This is a genomic window from Nostoc sp. ChiQUE02 (assembly GCF_034531305.2).
Lineage (GTDB): Bacteria > Cyanobacteriota > Cyanobacteriia > Cyanobacteriales > Nostocaceae > Nostoc.
In genome coordinates this window covers 25,491-42,240 of sequence record NZ_JAVRBN020000025.1, presented here as the reverse complement: position 1 = coordinate 42,240, position 16,750 = coordinate 25,491, and the positions used below count along the sequence as shown (strand labels likewise).

At 39.1% G+C, this 16,750-nt stretch carries 14 protein-coding genes; 10 read left to right on the top strand and 4 right to left on the bottom strand.

Annotation, left to right across the window (positions count from 1 at the left end; genetic code table 11):
- Positions 1–14: 14 nt before the first annotated feature.
- From RM347_RS23230 to RM347_RS23220, 3 genes are all read left to right on the top strand, one after another.
- The gene (locus RM347_RS23230; RefSeq protein ID WP_322720996.1) at positions 15–962 is read left to right on the top strand and encodes an aldo/keto reductase family protein; all 948 of its coding nucleotides are present in this window, start codon (positions 15–17) and stop codon (positions 960–962) included.
- 54 nt (positions 963–1,016) lie between these two features.
- Positions 1,017–2,003 (top strand): DMT family transporter, encoded by a 987-nt coding sequence (locus tag RM347_RS23225; protein WP_322720997.1) that lies wholly within the window; start codon positions 1,017–1,019, stop codon positions 2,001–2,003.
- 200 nt (positions 2,004–2,203) lie between these two features.
- Positions 2,204–3,784 carry a hypothetical protein gene (locus RM347_RS23220; protein WP_322720998.1) on the top strand — a complete coding sequence of 527 codons (1,581 nt, stop codon included), beginning with the start codon at positions 2,204–2,206 and terminating at the stop codon, positions 3,782–3,784.
- A 187-nt stretch (positions 3,785–3,971) separates the two neighbouring features.
- On the opposite strand, the gene RM347_RS23215 is transcribed toward RM347_RS23220, so the two are convergent.
- Positions 3,972–4,400 carry a hypothetical protein gene (locus tag RM347_RS23215; RefSeq protein ID WP_322720999.1) on the bottom strand — a complete coding sequence of 143 codons (429 nt, stop codon included), beginning with the start codon at positions 4,398–4,400 and terminating at the stop codon, positions 3,972–3,974.
- Positions 4,401–4,660: 260 nt separating this feature from the next.
- On the opposite strand from RM347_RS23215, the gene RM347_RS23210 reads away from it, so the two are divergent.
- Positions 4,661–5,212, top strand: coding sequence for a hypothetical protein (locus tag RM347_RS23210; protein ID WP_322721000.1), 552 nt, complete (start codon positions 4,661–4,663; stop codon positions 5,210–5,212).
- 157 nt (positions 5,213–5,369) lie between these two features.
- On the opposite strand, the gene RM347_RS23205 is transcribed toward RM347_RS23210, so the two are convergent.
- From RM347_RS23205 to RM347_RS23195, 3 genes are all read right to left on the bottom strand, one after another.
- Entirely contained in the window at positions 5,370–6,065 is a 696-nt protein-coding gene (locus RM347_RS23205) for a pentapeptide repeat-containing protein (RefSeq protein WP_322721001.1), read from the bottom strand.
- 273 nt (positions 6,066–6,338) lie between these two features.
- Positions 6,339–6,521 (bottom strand): hypothetical protein, encoded by a 183-nt coding sequence (locus RM347_RS23200; RefSeq protein ID WP_096555315.1) that lies wholly within the window; start codon positions 6,519–6,521, stop codon positions 6,339–6,341.
- A gap of 389 nt (positions 6,522–6,910) precedes the next feature.
- Positions 6,911–7,105 carry a hypothetical protein gene (locus RM347_RS23195; protein WP_322721002.1) on the bottom strand — a complete coding sequence of 65 codons (195 nt, stop codon included), beginning with the start codon at positions 7,103–7,105 and terminating at the stop codon, positions 6,911–6,913.
- A gap of 109 nt (positions 7,106–7,214) precedes the next feature.
- Here RM347_RS23195 and RM347_RS23190 point away from each other — a divergent pair, with 109 nt between their 5' ends.
- The 6 genes from RM347_RS23190 (at position 7,215) to RM347_RS23165 (ending at position 16,540) form a co-directional block, all read left to right on the top strand.
- Positions 7,215–9,770, top strand: coding sequence for a CPBP family glutamic-type intramembrane protease (locus RM347_RS23190; RefSeq protein WP_322721003.1), 2,556 nt, complete (start codon positions 7,215–7,217; stop codon positions 9,768–9,770).
- A 708-nt stretch (positions 9,771–10,478) separates the two neighbouring features.
- A complete protein-coding gene (locus RM347_RS23185) occupies positions 10,479–12,887 on the top strand; it encodes a GH116 family glycosyl hydrolase (RefSeq protein ID WP_322721004.1) in 2,409 nt (802 codons plus the stop codon).
- 405 nt (positions 12,888–13,292) lie between these two features.
- Positions 13,293–14,018 carry a cysteine peptidase family C39 domain-containing protein gene (locus RM347_RS23180; RefSeq protein ID WP_416211933.1) on the top strand — a complete coding sequence of 242 codons (726 nt, stop codon included), beginning with the start codon at positions 13,293–13,295 and terminating at the stop codon, positions 14,016–14,018.
- Between the two features lie 1,099 nt (positions 14,019–15,117).
- Positions 15,118–15,384, top strand: coding sequence for a hypothetical protein (locus RM347_RS23175; RefSeq protein WP_322721006.1), 267 nt, complete (start codon positions 15,118–15,120; stop codon positions 15,382–15,384).
- Between the two features lie 172 nt (positions 15,385–15,556).
- Positions 15,557–16,027, top strand: coding sequence for a HetP family heterocyst commitment protein (locus tag RM347_RS23170; protein WP_322721029.1), 471 nt, complete (start codon positions 15,557–15,559; stop codon positions 16,025–16,027).
- A 327-nt stretch (positions 16,028–16,354) separates the two neighbouring features.
- Positions 16,355–16,540, top strand: a complete 186-nt coding sequence (locus tag RM347_RS23165; RefSeq protein ID WP_322721007.1) for a hypothetical protein — start codon at positions 16,355–16,357, stop codon at positions 16,538–16,540.
- Positions 16,541–16,750 lie beyond the last annotated feature (210 nt).

Genomic DNA, 16,750 nt, shown 5'->3' with positions numbered 1-16,750 from the left:
AACAAGAAATACAAATGAAATACAGACAATTGGGGAACAGCGAGTTGCACGTTTCCGAAATCAGTCTCGGCTCTTGGGGTATTGATGAGGGTGTAGAGCAGCAAAATGCAGAGGCTTGCATTCACAAAGCATTTGACGTTGGTATTAACTTTATTGACACTTCTAATTCTTACGCGCGTGGAGGGGCTGAGTCCTTTTTGGGAGAAGTATTGCAAGGAATCGAGCGCTCAAGTTATGTCTTAGCGACCAAAGTCTTCTTTCCCATGTCGCCTACCGACCAAGGACTGTCAGCAGCCCAGATCAGAAAACAAATTGATGCTTCCTTAAAACGATTGCGTACCGATTACGTTGACCTGTATCAGTGCCATCGCTACGATCTGAATACACCGTTGGAGGAAACAATGACGGCACTTACTGAGGTAGTGCGTCAGGGAAAAGCTCGCTACATCGGCTTTAGCGAGTGGAGTCCAGAGCAAATTCAAGCAGCGTTCAATCTTGCTGATGTTGAACGCTTTGTTTCCAGTCAGCCCCAGTATTCTATGCTGTGGCGCAAACCGGAAGCTGAAGTGTTTCCATTGTGTGCAACCAATGGTATTAGTCAGATTGTTTGGTCGCCGTTAGCTCAAGGGATACTCACAGGCAAATACCAGCCAGGACAAGCTCCACCTCAAGATTCTCGCGCGGCAAACGAAAAAATGAATTGGTTTTTGCTAGAGAATTTGTTTAGCGATCGCATTTTAACAGCAGTACAGAAACTCAAACCCATTGCCCAAAATCTGGGGTTGAGTATGTCACAGTTAGCTCTGGCTTGGGTGTTGCAAAATGATCGTGTGTCTTCAGCGATTATCGGTGCTAGCCGTCCGGAACAAATTGTTGATAACGCTGCTGCATCTGGTGTTCAGCTAGATGTAGATGTATTAGCAGCTATTGACCAAATACTGACATCGGTTGTTCAGAGGTGATGAGAGTTGGTGTTGAAGTACATAAAGTTATTAAAAAAACATAACTAAGAGTTCATGACAACAGATAAGCTCGAATCAACGAAACTGGAATCAACAGAGTTAAATATAGAAAAAAGTCTAAATGTAACAGCGTTTCTTTTATTATCTGTCGCCCTAGTTGCTCTGTCCTTTACAGCAATTTTGATCAAGCTATCGGTTCGCGAAATCAGTGCTAACGCCACAGTATTTAATCGCCTATGGATAGCAACGATTATCTTTGGCTTATGGAATGGATTTAATGAATTACGCACCAAAAATTTAGATGATAAGCTCATATCCAAAGAACGCTACCAATCGCGAGATATCATACTTCTAATCGCAGTAGCTGGTGTTCATGTCGTGGGTCGATTTCTCTGGAGTTGGTCTTTGACTCAAACCAGTGCTGCTAATGCTACTGTACTATCTAATATGCCCCCACTATTCACCACTTTAGGGGCTTGGTTGATATTAGGTCAAAGTTTTAACCGCAGATTCGTGATTGGGATGGTAATTGCCCTAGCAGGTGCATTTATTTTAGGATTAGATGACTTGCTAGTACCTGGCGATCGCTTAAACGGCCAAAATGCTATTATTGGTGACGCTGCTGCTTTATTATCTTCAGTGTTCTATGCAGCCAGTTTCTTGATTATAGAACGACTGCGAAGTAGATTGCCTGTGCAAAATATACTCGTATGGCGCTGCTTTTTAGGTACTTTGTTTATCCTACCAGTCGTGTTAACGGTCGAAGACCAAATTTTTCCTATTTCCTGGTTTGGTTGGCTAACGGTATTTAGTCTAGCTGCTGTTTGTGAAGCTCTAGGACATGGATTAGTAGTCTACAGTCTCAAATATTTCTCGTCATCTTTCGTCACAATATTTCTTCTGCTTGAGCCAGTAATGACTGCAATTCTTGCTTGGTTTATCTTCTCAGAAAGCTTAAGTTTGCTTAATCTGTTGTCTCTTAGTTTCATAATACAGGGTATATATCTGGCAAAAACTGGCAAAGGAGCAGATAAGCAGTGAGTATGTCACACATGGAGACAAGCCGACAAGTTATCGAAATTTGGATGAGGACAGTTTTTTGCAGGCTGGCAACTGTACCTGTTCAGGAGCAGTTTGTCTAATTGAGTGAGCTTACCTGTAACTTTTCAGCTACACATCACTTAATGGTGTAATTTGAAAATATTAAAAAAAAATACGTCAATTACATATATATCTTCGTTATGTTATCAAAACTAAAAACTAGCAAAATATTACAGGAAAATCTAATTTTATACACAACTATAATATCTAGTTTATTTTGCATTGTTCTTTTAGTTGATCGTTTTCTTTTAGATAATTTTGCTGCACCAGGGCAATACATATCGTCAGAGCCTGAGTGGAATGCTGATCGTTTAGCTATGGCATTTTTTTTGAAGTATAAATTCCATTTGTATTATCCAGAAGATAGTGTAGGCCCACTAATTAGTGATATGTATGGCCCATTACTTGCTTTGGCTTATTTACCTGCTACAATCGCTAATTCTCCTACATTTGCTCTCATTTTGGCCAAATTAATTTCTCTAGGCTTTTATTTTATTCCTGTAATCTGGTTATATGTAAGTGAAACTTGGCAAAAGAAAAACTTATCCTTATCTATACTTGCCTTAGTTGCATTTTTCTTTTTTACAACAAATATAAGAACATTGTTTTATGATGCTTTTAGAATTTGTGCTGATTGTCCTGCTTTAGGATTTTCAGCATTAGCTTGCATAATAATTTATAGGGAAACAAATAAAAATCAAATTTCTTTAGCAAAATTATTAATAAGTGCAATACTCGCAGTTTTAGCTGTATGGACAAAGCAAATTGCCATACCTATATTAATTTCTTTACCACTATATATATTTCTGGCTTATGACATTAAGACTTTCAAGCGTTATTTAGCTTGTTTGTTTATTAGTGGAGTAGTGATTTCTGGTGTATTAATTATTGCTTTTAATCCTCAAGCTTTATTATTTAATATAATTACAATTCCGGGACATCAGCCTTGGGATGGTGGCGATAATAAAATAATAGTTCTTTTATCAGCGGCAGAACAATTAGCAGGATATTGTCTTTTGCAAGGTATCATAGTAGGTTTTTGGATTTTATTTACTGTGCCAAATGACATAACTAAAATAAAAACTTGGATTCAAGAAAATCCTTGGCTTTTATTTTTTATTGTTAGTTTATTTTTTATTCCTACTTCGTTATTAGGTAGAGTCAAAGTTGGCGGAGATGCTAATGGAATGTACACAGTTTATTTTTTAACTATTACTGCTAATTTAGTTTTATTAAAACAAGCATCAAATTTATTGAAGGAATCGGGTCAAGAAATTTTACAACGTATCGGTAAAACATGGTTACTAACTATTGTCATTATGTTTACAATTTACAATATTAATCTGCCAATTTCTAGAATTTTTAAAACCTTACCTAACTTTTTTAGGAATGTTCATCAAGTTGTATATGAATATTCTCAAAAAAATCCGGGTAAAGTTTATTTTCCGTGGCACCCGTTATCTGTTCTGATGGCAGAAAATAAACTATATCATATTGATTCCGGACCTCTCGATCGCTATTTAGCTGGATATCCCATTAGTAAAGATGATTTTATGGCTTACATACCTGAGAATTTGACGATGATAGCTATACCCGCTTGGGCTGATACAAGAGGCGAATACGGAAAATTTTATCTACATTATTTACCAGATTTTACTCGTAAAGTTGAAATTCCAGAGTTATCTGGCTTTATCATATATACGAAAGAGCTAGAAAACTGAATAGGAATAAGGAGCAGTTATATATGGGGCTGATCTTCAAGATGTTTGTATGAAGTTAATTTTAAAGACGTTAAGATCAAGGGAGGTAATATTGAAGAAGCTATTAAGTAAAAGTTGTATAGCTTTGTATTAATTATTCTGAATTTATCTCAAAGCTAAGGGGAGTAAAAGTACCTCTTTTACTAGTTTAAAAAATAGAAACACTTAGCATTAAGGCTGCTGTGAGAAGTATCCAAAATATCGGCAAACCAAAGTAGATTACTGCGTAAACAGCATTAGTAGCGCGTGTCTTAATCGGCTCGACAGAAAGCCAAACATTCATTATGCCTATATTAATTAACCCAAAAACCAAGTGTAAGGCTAAGACCAGAATTGTCAGCCCAATAACAGAGCCTGTTGCTAAATTTAGATGCTGCCCCCAAGCAATGACGACTAAAGCTAGAGTGCTAGCAACAGCAAGCCAGCGCAAACCCATAACTGGGAAGAAGATAATCGCAGCTTCATTCGCAGTAATTCCAGGGTGTGAAAATGGGGACAGCGGCAACGACCACAAAAATAGTAAGCCAGTAGTCCCTAATGTTGTAAACCAGCAACCCCAAAAGAAAGCTTGTTTCATGGCCCGATTATTCTAATAGAGTAAATCTTAACTAAGGTTATACACTTGGAGGAGTAAACCAATAACTTAAAATTTTTATTCTAAAAATAAAATACAAATTAGTCAATGATTTCCCTGGCTTGCAAACAGTTACTTCGATTCTGTAAACGATAAATTTTAATAAATTTAACAGATGCTTTCGCTTTTGAACGGGTAACAAAATCAACCTCTTGTAAATTAACTTGTTGTAAAAACTGGATAGAGAAAAACTTAGATTTAACATGAATGAGAGTTTAGCAGCCACATTAGGAGAATTACAAGCACAAATATATTGGTTATATGATGCCGAAAAGTTTGCAGAATTGGCATCAGCAGCATCTACCATATATATGAAACTTGGTTATACTCAACAGCAGGCAGCAACGGCAGGTAACTTAATTAGTCAGGCTTATCAATTATCTGATGATGCTGCTAATGCCCAGAAAGCAGGTGATTTTGACAAAGAAATGCAGTTTTATCATCAAGCTAAAGATAAATTAACTGAAGTAGAAACTACATTAGTTTATCAAACCAGTATCGCTATACATCAAATGAAATGGTGGATGTATTTTCGTCATAGACAGAAACTACAAGTATTACTACATTTATTTTTACAAAATTTTAAAGCAGTGGGATTGATTAACTTACTTACTGCTATTAAACTTACATATTTTCTAATGGAGATAGGCAGAGTTCACAAATCGCGTAATATAGAAACCACCAAACATAATGCTATACAATACTGGGCTGAATTATTGAAAATCAAACCGCCACAATATCCTTATCTTGGTTAAAGTGCCTATAAGCTTCACCCTTTAGAAACTTATCTGGGCGCTGGCTCAGAGCGCCTCCATGAAGCGTAATACCTAAGGTGGGTAAACCGGGAGCACACTACTATCATTGGTTACTCAAGCAAACCGCACCTAAATGCGATCGCTTCCAGGCGCGATCTCATTGTCTAGCAAAAGCCAAGTCACTTTCAATTAACTTGGCACCTGTTAGGTTAGCCCCACTCAAATTACAGAAGTGAAAATTTGCCCCTCTTAAGTCTGCCAGTGCTAAATTGGCTCCTCTTAGGTCTGCATCAGTGAGGTTAACTTCACTCAAGTTAGCACTACTTAGGTTAGCCCCTCTCAGTGAAGCTTGTTGCAGGTCTGCCTTGGTTAGGTTGGTCCTCATTAAGTATGCCTTACTCAAATCGGTTCCACTTAAATTAGCTTGGCTTAAGTCTGCCGCTGTTAAATCAGCTTTACTTAGATTGGCTTGACTTAAGTCTGCCCAACTCAACAAGGCATAACTTAGGTTAATTTCACTCAGCTTCACTGATGCAAGTATTGCACACCTCAAATTAGCATTAACAAAATTTCTTTCTCCCGTTGCATAACGGCGTAAAATTTCATCAGTTGTTACTCTATGTAAAACAGCTTTTGATGCGCCTTGATAACACCACGTAGCTTCTAATAGTTTCGTAGCAGTGTTAACAGCTACCTCATCACATTTAGCCATTATCACACCATTGCAGCCATCCCACTGACCGTTAAGCATCAGGGCAATCTCACTAGCGGCAGCAATTGAGTCAAATAGTAAAACAGATTCTTTGTGCCGTTTTAACCAGCTATCCCAAACAGTCGAGATAATATTTTTCATTTCTATAAGTTTTGGCGCTTTAAGTGATGATTATGGCTCTAACTTACAAGATATTATTTAACTCTGCTTACTCTACCTCTGTCTTGAGTTAAATATTGAGGGTTAGTTCCACCAACACCAGCACAAAATACTGGGCTTCGTTTTTTAAGATTATCAACTTGTGACAGAGCGCTGCACAAAGACCTACAACACTGATGCAGCAGCCCATTTACAGCGCCCAGTCACAAAGGAGTTATAATCGGCGAAAGTACAAATGTCTGCAAGAACTAAGTTCTAAGCAGCTGAATCTGAACGTTCTATTTGCTGCCGAATGGTATCAATAGAAGCATTAATACCAGCCAGTTTGGACTCTAAATCATCTCGCATCCAAATCAAGAATTTTAATTTCCGCTCTAAGCTAGCTTTGTGCGAAATGGGTTCGCTTCCATAACAGGGATTACCCCAAAAAGGAAACATAGTTTACCTCTGTATTTAGCTTTTGTAACAGTGCAATATATTGCACCACTACATTCTGACTAATAACGATCAGACTGGTGTGTGTAATAACCGATCTAAATTGTACGTGCTTAACGAACGCAAGCTAAAACTTGTCTCAATAAATGGTGGAGGTCTTTGACCATACTGCCATCAACTCTTTCTACTCCTCCTCTAAGAAAAAGTTGAAGTGGCGGCGGCACCTCAAATGAAGACAGAAAAATTCTGGCAATTTGGCATAACTTATCTCTGTTTTGCAGTTTAAATAAGATATCAACAGAACGCAACAGCCAAAAGGTTACACGAGGAGTAGTTTACCCTATGCCTCAGTACCTCCACAAATCGCCAGTTGTTGACCCAACGCTGTAGAATCACTCAGCAGCCAACTTACAACGTTCGGTCATCGCTCCGCTACAACTGGCTAGTAATATACTACAAAACACATAGTAAATCTGCGATCGCTTAGTTTCCTCTCTACGAGATGCTGAACGCGATCGCTTGAATTGAGGGATAAAGGGCGTAGGCAAGCAAGGGTTAGAGGTTTCAAGTATCGAACTTGGTTGCATGGGGATGTCTGAGTTCTATAGTGTCGACGGCAAAAGTCAGGGAACAGCACAGGCTTAAAACAGTATATTTAGAGTAAGATTATCAGCAAGTTTGAGTTGCTGATAAGATATGATTTGGCGTGGAATGAGTCGAAAAGCAAGGCTACTATTTACGAGATTTTTACTGCTAGTATTCATAGTAGTAATTGCTGTGTGGCAACTCTCCCCAAGAGAATCTCAGCTAATACAACAACAAAGCAATTACGCGATACATATTCGACAAAATTTTAATCAATTTGGTTTTTATCCCATTGCAAAAAATCCATCTCCAAACCTTTATAAACCTATTGCTGAATGGGTAGGAAGGTTAATTTTACCAACGGAACAGCAATTACAAGATGGTTTAGATTGGGTATGGATGGAAGTGCAATATGCACCACCTAAAGCACAAAATTTGCTAGGAAAGATTGTGCGTTTGGAGTGGAAAAAAAATAAAGACTTGCTTGCATTTGTTCAAGCTATGACGCAAGATATAAATTTCAATTCAGAAGTTATTAAAAGTCAAAAGCGAGGGAATATTCATCCTTTTCGACTAAATCGAGTTCGTCAAGTAGGAATTTTACGTTCTTTGGCTGGTGCAAATCCTCATGATGATGTAATTATTGCTTTAGATTCAAATACAACCATTGATGCAAGTAGAGAACAATCTATTTTGCAAATTGAACGCGAACCTATTTTGGCAACTGGTAGGTTTTATGGGTTGGTAAAAATAATTAAACCGATTAAATCTAGCTACAAAACTATTTTATTTCCAAAACAAAAGCAGGATAGCGATTATTTTTTAGTACAACATTATAACCCTAATTTAAATAACTTTGATGGTCTTCAAGAAACTATTCGTATTCCCCAACAAGTAATAGATACACGAAATTTTGCTCCTTCAAGTTTGCAGCAAATCGAAAAATCACCTGCGGGTGAGGATGGGTGGTATATTTATGGTGCTCCCGATGCAAAGGGCATATTTACGGTAGGCGCACTTGCACCTCGTTCTCTGTTTCAAATTCAACCCCGTCAAATCATTACTGGTGAAGAATTAGGGCTAAAGTACATTCAAGATGTAAATTGGCGAAATACCGAGGAAAATAAAGGTAAATTCAATACTGCCTTATTAAAACCTGTAGAAACACAAAATTTAGATACACAAAATTCACTTAATCAATCTATATCAAAATGGCAAGAAGGCAATAAAGCTATTGTACTACACCTATTTGGTGGAATTGGCGGACGTAAAGCTGAACCACTCGGAGTACCTTATACTATCACCGGACATTTTGCTTTTGGAATCGCAGAAGTTGTCCGCGACGAGTTTACTAACGAATTACGCTTTGAGACTAAATACCACCAAATTTATGCCCATAACCCTGATGGAATTATTCCCGGAACGCATACATGGGCTGATTATATGGGTAATTTACAATATGGTTGGCTGGCAACACGTCCAGTATCAGATATTCTGATCAAATTCGACCCTGTAACGCAGGATTATGATTTTGATGGTGTTAAACTTTCGCCTTTAGATCAATTCCAGCAACAATTACAGGTAACAATGGCACGTTATCGAGTTGGTGATGGTACTGGTGGCTCAATGGTATCTCCTGCTACCTCATGCATCCAAGACTCAAGCCAAGCACTTTATACTGCGATATTGGCAATTAAAAACCAAGTTACTACAACTCCTCAAATTCAAACTTGGGTACGCGCAAACCCCAATCACCCGCAAGCATTACGCTTTCAGCAGCTAGTTGAATTAGGTAAATCTTTGGAACAACAATTAGCACCCTTGGGGATAGTTCGCGCTGATTGGCAGAGTCAAGCAGGTAGACTCGCAGGTACGGGAATAGGAAAAACGACGGAACCATTTCAAGATGGTAGTATTTGGGCTGGTTTGACAACATGGCGAACAATAATGCCAAGACAAGCACACGACGACCTCGCGGCAATATTTTTAAAACATGGTGCGATTATGCAAGTATTGCGAACCAATCAAGTAGGTGGTTGGCAACCCGATATTACACCCATTGCACCAACAGTATTTTTGGGACAAGTTAAGATTCCCTTTACCAATATTTCACCACTTTCAATTATTTTAAATCGTATCTTAGCGTCGTTAGCAGTTCCGAAACTACAAGATTGGTTAGTTATTGTTTTACTGCTGATAATTTATAGTATTGTTGCCTTACCTTATGGCTGGAAAATGGGATTTTTACAGATCCAAATATGGTCTGTAAATTGGATTGATAAATGCTTGTTAATATTGCGTTGTTTATTTTTACCTGCGATTGTTGAAGAACTCTTTTTTCGAGTCATTTTGCTTCCTCATCCTAGTGAAATCACCAATTTTCTTGGATGGATTTTGTGGGCAATACTGAGCCTAATATTATTTGTTTTGTATCATCCAGTGAACGCTAAAATGTTTTTCAATGCTGCAATTTTTACATTTTTTAATCGTGTTTTTCTTGTTTTAGCTTCATTGCTGGGAATTATATGTACTGTTGCATATTTCCTAACAGGATCTTTATGGGTAATAGTTTTAATACACTGGGTTGTAGTAGTCGTTTGGTTAATTGTTTTTGGAGGAATCACAAAATTAGATAACAATCAAAAAACTCAGAACAGTAAGGTGTAAGATTTATAAGCCTTGAAAGTGCCATATTCCAAAGCCACTCTTTGTAAGCACGGGTAGCTCAATGTGAAAGGCGATCGCAATAAATAGGGAGAATTGTTTGAGTAAATTTCAGTACTTAGCCTGGAATAAAATACTGCTCTGAGGCAAGTTCAGAGCAGTATTAAAAGAGAGGAGTTTTACATAAATAGGAGACTTTTAAGGTGTAGTCCCCTGGTTTAGAAATAGTAAATATTGTTATGTAATACTATTCACCTCAAGTTTTGTGTTTTATGCAAAAAAATAATTTTAAGAGTGACTATCACTTCTTTGTAGAGCGTAGCCGCAGTCCGTTGTAAACATCGTCTGATCTGTTCGCCCACGACAAAAGGCTATTGAAGCCTGTAGTGCTTATTATTCAAACGTTTCCGCTTTTCAAGGGTGCAACCGCGACTTCTAGTAACCAGGTTCCGGAGACAATTTGCACTGTGATCAGCTCTATACCTCCACTACTTAGTAAGTATGGAAGCGATGTCTGCGCCGGGCTACGCCTTCGCCTTTCACTCACCATTACTGAGCCTTGGATCTCGGTTGTTGCAGTTATGAAGCTCAAGTAACGAGTTCTAAAGGCGGAAAGTTACAGATAAAATACTTGTCTGAACAAATCCCTTGAGAAAAATCGCACATCGCGTTAGTCTTCATTGACGTAACTGCACGCTGTAACATCAGGCGATGACAAATCAACTCTCCCCGAAAATTCCTTCTTGCACTTGGAGCCGTCCCATCGGTTTAGGCTGGGATAAACCTTATACCGTCCGCTACGCAAGTAATATCGATGATGGCCCTTGGCATGGTATGCCTTTAGGTGGCTTTGGTGCAGGTTGCATCGGTCGTTCTTCACGGGGACATTTTAACCTGTGGCACATCGATGGCGGTGAGCATAGCTTTAAAAACGTTCCCGCTTGTCAATTCAGTGTGTTTGAATCTAATGGCACATCTTCCCAAGCCTGCGCTTTGTCTACTCAAGCCCCTGAAGATGGTATTCTCAAGGCTTGGCAGTGGTATCCGACACTTCTCGGCACAGAGGGGACGGGCAATTATCATGCGTTATACCCACGTAGCTGGTTTGTGTATGAAAACGTATTTCAAGCACAGTTGACCTGTGAGCAGTTTTCACCTATTTGGGCAGGCAATTACCAAGAAACTAGCTACCCTGTGGCGATATTCCTCTGGAATGCTCACAATCCCACAGATGCACCTATTACTCTCAGCATCATGCTCACTTGGCAAAATATGGTGGGTTGGTTTACTAACGCCCTCAAATCTCCCCAAGTGCAGGTGCGCGATGATGGTAGTCCGGTTTACGAATACCAACCGCGCTGGGGCGAAAGTGAAGGGAACTATAACCAAATAGTTGAAAATACACAACAGTTTGGCTGTGTTTTAGGTCGGGTTGATAGTGATGAACCTTTACAAGAAGGCGATGGAACCTGGTGTATTGCAACGCTGAAGCATCCCCAAGTGGAAGTATTTCACCACACTCACTGGAATCCTGAAGGTACGGGTGAGGAGGTGTGGCAAAGCTTTGCTAAAGATGGTTCTCTGTCCAATTATGTTGATACGACTCCAGCAACAAAGAATACACAAATTGGGGCTGCGATCGCACTCCGTTTCACTCTCCAACCAGGCGAAACTCTCGAAATTCCCTTTGTTCTCGCTTGGGATTTGCCGATTACGGAATTTGCCGCCGGAGTTAACTATTACCGCAGATATACAGACTTTTTTGGTAAAAGTGGAAATAATGCTTGGGCGATCGCATCTACTGCACTACAAGAATACCAAAGCTGGCGATCGCAAATTCAAAGTTGGCAAAAACCCATTCTCGACCGGGAAGATTTGCCCGACTGGTTTAAGATGGCTCTATTTAATGAGCTTTATGACCTCACTAGCGGCGGTACTCTCTGGAGTGCAGCATCGGATCTTGATCCCATCGGTCAGTTTGCGGTGCTGGAATGCCTAGATTACCGCTGGTATGAAAGTCTAGATGTACGGTTGTATGGCTCTTTTGCCCTGCTGATGCTGTTCCCAGAACTGGAAAAGTCGGTAATGCGGGCATTTGCACGGGCGATTCCTCAAGGTGACGATACACCCCGGATAATTGGCTATTACATGACAATTAAGGCAGAAAGCCCGATCGCTGTTCGGAAAGTCGCAGGTGCAACACCCCACGATTTAGGCGCACCGAATGAACACGTCTGGCAGAAAACCAACTACACCAGCTATCAAGACTGCAATTTGTGGAAAGATTTGGGTAGTGATTTTGTCTTGCAAGTATACCGTGATTTTCTGCTTACGGGTGCTGACGATGTCGAATTCTTGGCAGATTGTTGGAATGCGATCGTTCAAACCCTCAACTACCTGAAAACTTTTGACCTTGATGGTGATGGGATTCCGGAAAATTCTGGTGCGCCTGACCAAACCTTTGATGATTGGCGGTTACAGGGTGTCAGCGCCTATTGTGGTGGGTTGTGGTTAGCGGCGCTGGAGGCTGCGATCGCCATCAGTGATGTTTTATTAACTTACCAGACAGGTAACACAGCAGAGTTGGCAGCACAAAAGTCCACTTATGAAGCTTGGTTAGAACAATCTCGCCCCATCTATGACGAAAAACTCTGGAATGGAAAATATTACAAACTTGATAGTGAAAGTGGTTCCGATGTGGTGATGGCAGATCAATTGTGCGGACAATTCTACGCCCGTCTGCTGGACTTAGCTGATATTGTACCGAGCGATCGCGCCCTTTCCGCGCTGAAAACTGTTTATGATGCGTGCTTTTTGAAATTCTGCAATGGTGAGTTTGGTGCTGCTAATGGTGTTCGTCCTGACGGTTCACCAGAAAATCCCCAAGCTACTCATCCCCTAGAAGTTTGGACAGGGATAAACTTTGGGCTGGCGGCTTTTCTCGTGCAGATGGGAATGAAGGATGAAGCATTGAGGTTGACACAAGCTGTGGTGCAGCAAATTTATGACAATGGTCTACAATTTCGCACGCCTGAAGCTATCACTGCAACTGCTACTTTTCGCGCTAGCACCTACCTACGGGCAATGGCTATCTGGGGAATTTATTTAGTTATTAATTAATTAACAGTCAAAGCGGTTCTTGTTTTGATAAGAGGCAGGGGGCAGGGGAAAAGGTACAAACCGAGTGCAATTGTAAGCGAAAGTACCCCTGCTCCTTTTCTCACGAGGGTTGAGAGCAACACCCGCGGGTGGTTTTTCTCCCCCTGCTCCCCTGCTTTTTCACGCAGCAGATGGTAGGTAGAGATAGATATGCACCGCGACAAACAGTCATATTCCACATGTTGTGTGTGCGTTGTCAAATTTAGCCTGTCTTCATCTGAGAAAGCAGAGTCTAGATTTGTGATTTTATTTTCCGAGTGTTTCCGGAAGCGAAGGAAAATTTCAGTAATCGTAAGAGTTGAAGGATTGAGAATTCAAGACTACTGTTTCAAAAAATGCAAATATTATTAGCTTTAGCCATAAATATTGCGAATATTTCCCAGACTATGTTCACAATCAAAAGCTAGGCTATGGCGTGCATATCCTTTTATTCAACAGCAAAGTTCATCAGATTGTGGCGCTGCGTGTTTGACAATGATTAGCCAATACCGGGGCATACGCTTAAACCTTTACAATTTGCGTAATTTAGCACGGGTAGATCCTACAGGTGGATTTCTCCAGGGTTTAACAGAAGCAGCCCAGACTTTGGGATATGAAGCGCTATTAGTAAGGGCGAGTCTTGGTAAGCTGGAATCATATTATAACCCGTGGATAGCTTATTGGCAAGAAATTCATTATGTGGTTGTCTGGAGAGTTAAAGGCGATCGCATATTGATTGATCCAGCCATAGGCAAAGCCTGGCTCTTGCATCCAGAGTTTGAAGCTATCTGGACAGGATATGTCTTACTTTTAGACCCTACGGAAAACTTGAATACCCCCAAGGGCGAAAAACTCTCCTTGGGTCGCCACTGGCAGACATTGCGGCATTACCGAAAATTACTCAGACAAATAATTCTGGCTTGGTTGCTGGTGCAAGTTTTTGGGCTGGCGACTTCCCTATCTACTCAGGTCATTATCAACCAAGTACTGAATGTTAAAAGCTTCTTTTCTCTGAATGTCTTTGCCATCAGCTTCCTGATTTTGGGCATCTGGCGCATTTCCTTAACAGCGCAGTGCTCTAGACCGAGGTATTCTTGTTTAGTAAGGCATTGATCGCTAACTCATCGCAATTAGTGGTTTTTACTACCATTTAGCTGAATTACCACTACATTTTTAATCTAAACTTTATAAATATGTCAAATATTAATACATAGATAAATCACTGCTAAATCAGCTTAACAAACTTCTGTGCTAATTAACTTTAACTTTATTATTAATTTCTCTAATTTTGTACGAAATTAGCCTACTAAATGCTTTTACTAAAAAGCATCCAGCCATGTATGTTTGATTTGACTCATTTAAAGCTAATTAAAATTAGCTATATATATTATCACTACTCAGAAACTTTATTTTATAACTAGGCTCTGTATGATTACTGGTTGATAATTATCAAATATTTATGAACAGTTTACAGCGATTTTATTTAGATAAGCTGAAGCTGTAGTTCTTGCCAATCAAGAACTATATGGCTAATAAATGTTTATGTTCAAATTGAACATATTGAAAAAATATGTCCAATACTATGGCTGTTAAGGTTTTTCAATCTCTATCTTCTACTATTTTTAGAAGTTGTTTTACATCATACTTAATGGTAATATTATCTGGTGACTCGACAATAATAAAGGGTTTAAATTCACATTGGGTGAGGGGTAAGACCCCCCATAAATTAGCAAAAGAGGGACAAAATTAAAAGCTGCACAACATACAAGTAAGTATCGGAATTCATTCAGTAAATTTAACTTGTAAATCTGCTAAATTAGTAGATGACATTAGTGACAAAAAATAGTATAGATACAAATAGTGTTATTAGCGTACAAAGATAAATAAGTTTTTTATCGTAGTCAAACAAATATGGAAACTTGCCGGAAAACGCTGAATCAAGCAGTAATAAGAAATACAAACACATGAACACATAAAATTTATTGAATTAGGAGTTGAGAAAGTTTAAGAGGACAAAACTGCATCTACCAAGAACCATGCCAAGACTCTTGTTTTATCAGTCATCTGACAAGACAAAAGATAAATTTTTACCTTTCACTTACTAGCTATAAGCAAAATTTCCTCCATTCATCGGAGGGAGTCTGGAAAATAAGGACTGAGCAACTAACAAACTTGATTAAAAACTTGATTGTTTTTAATCAAAGGTCAGTTCATGGAAAGAATCATCAGGTCAAATGCAGTCGAAACCTCAAGCCAAGGGGACAGTTCAGGAATGAATCTATATAATTTGTATCCCTACTACGAGCTAGCTCTTGCCGAAACTAGTTTACTAGGGGAGTTATCAGCCAAAATCACTAAAACTCTGCTCAACAGCGCCAAGGTAAAGCTCAAACAGCAGAGAAGTTTGAGCCTGGGTATTTGCCACTCAAAGCTGCAAGAGCCAATCAGAGCTTGGGAAAGTTATGTACGCGTCAGTTGATTGATGGATTTTTATCTCTCGTCAACATCCAACACCGCCCTATTGCTGATAATTTCCCAAAAGCGATTCAACAGCTGCAAAAAGGCTAGTGCAGTCTGTACACCTCAATCAAAACACCAACAATCGCAGAAACTTAACTAGTTTACTTCATCCAAGATAACTAAACACTATGATGAATCAAGACATTGCTGGCATTAGTAGTACCTTAGATCAAACAGTAAAGGCTCAACAATTTGATAAAGTAGTTGAAGCAATTCTTGCTGGAAAGTATTCCTGGGCATGTGTTTTAATGCTGCGATTTGCTGGTTATAATCCTCTCCATTACATTCCATACCGCACCTACAATCGATTGCTCAAAGAAAACTCTCAAGCCAACAGGACAAAACAACAGCAAAGTGAAAATCTAAAAATGCTGAAACATGCTAACGATTCAAGGTCTGATAGTAATGTGTCATCAAGCTGCTTGAGCAAAATTAAAGACCTAGCTTATCTTGAAATAGTTGGAAAGCAAAAAACAGAAATCCGTGGTGGTAGTTTAGACCAGAGATTGACACAGCAAATTAACGAACATCAATCAAACAAATCACCATTAAAACCAGAAAATACTCAAGACATTTCCTTGAAATCTTGTGGATTCAATTAAAAAGTATTTTGAATCAATAGATTCTGCCCTAGAGTTGATTGAGTGTTTGAGAGCCTGCCATGCTAATTTAAAATTTATAGCATGGCAGGTTTTCTATAGCACTCATTGATTTGATAATTTTTTCCAAAAATCTGCCAAAATGGCAAATATATACTGACAAGATTGGTAAACTAATAACAACTACAACTTCAACCAAAATAGAGGTGATTGGCAAGCAGTTAATTTTAAAAAATAAAATCGATGATTAGTTCTGACTATGAAATAAATCAAACTGATTACAAAAGTAGTCAGCATTTTATGGAGTAAATAACTCCTACACCAAAACTGATGATCCAACCGTTTCTACTGGTGGTTCTATATTTGAGGAAGTCTGAGCAAAGAGAAATTGGAGCGGTGGATTCCCCCAATCCAAACTTTATACAGCTTTCACCGACTGCAGACGGTGCGAGTAATGCTTATAAAACTTCCTATCCTGTTGTTGGTGTTGCTTTAGTTAATAAAGCAAACGCTTAACATCAATACCAGGAACAGAAATAGAAAAGTTACGGTGAAATCGTTGTGGTGGCTGGTAGAACTTAGAACCAATACGCTTCTCTTTCGACTATTGTAATCCTAGTCCTCCCAACCTGGATTATCTGTAGTTTCTAAACTTTCAATTTATATAACAACTACTGGAAGTTCAAAACTTGAATAGCTTCCAGTTTTTTTGTGTAAATAAAAACT

Excerpts from the sequence above, each read along its gene's own strand:
- RM347_RS23200 (WP_096555315.1), bottom strand. The coding sequence starts at position 6,521 with ATGTTTCCTTTTTGGGGTAATCCCTGTTATGGAAGCGAACCCATTTCG.
- RM347_RS23210 (WP_322721000.1), top strand. The coding sequence starts at position 4,661 with ATGAATGAGAGTTTAGCAGCCACATTAGGAGAATTACAAGCACAAATA.
- RM347_RS23165 (WP_322721007.1), top strand. The coding sequence starts at position 16,355 with ATGATCCAACCGTTTCTACTGGTGGTTCTATATTTGAGGAAGTCTGAG.
- RM347_RS23220 (WP_322720998.1), top strand. The coding sequence starts at position 2,204 with ATGTTATCAAAACTAAAAACTAGCAAAATATTACAGGAAAATCTAATT.
- RM347_RS23170 (WP_322721029.1), top strand. The coding sequence starts at position 15,557 with ATGAATCAAGACATTGCTGGCATTAGTAGTACCTTAGATCAAACAGTA.
- RM347_RS23195 (WP_322721002.1), bottom strand. The coding sequence starts at position 7,105 with ATGCAACCAAGTTCGATACTTGAAACCTCTAACCCTTGCTTGCCTACG.
- RM347_RS23205 (WP_322721001.1), bottom strand. The coding sequence starts at position 6,065 with ATGAAAAATATTATCTCGACTGTTTGGGATAGCTGGTTAAAACGGCAC.
- RM347_RS23185 (WP_322721004.1), top strand. The coding sequence starts at position 10,479 with ATGACAAATCAACTCTCCCCGAAAATTCCTTCTTGCACTTGGAGCCGT.
- RM347_RS23175 (WP_322721006.1), top strand. The coding sequence starts at position 15,118 with ATGGAAAGAATCATCAGGTCAAATGCAGTCGAAACCTCAAGCCAAGGG.
- RM347_RS23215 (WP_322720999.1), bottom strand. The coding sequence starts at position 4,400 with ATGAAACAAGCTTTCTTTTGGGGTTGCTGGTTTACAACATTAGGGACT.
- RM347_RS23225 (WP_322720997.1), top strand. The coding sequence starts at position 1,017 with ATGACAACAGATAAGCTCGAATCAACGAAACTGGAATCAACAGAGTTA.
- RM347_RS23230 (WP_322720996.1), top strand. The coding sequence starts at position 15 with ATGAAATACAGACAATTGGGGAACAGCGAGTTGCACGTTTCCGAAATC.
- RM347_RS23190 (WP_322721003.1), top strand. The coding sequence starts at position 7,215 with ATGATTTGGCGTGGAATGAGTCGAAAAGCAAGGCTACTATTTACGAGA.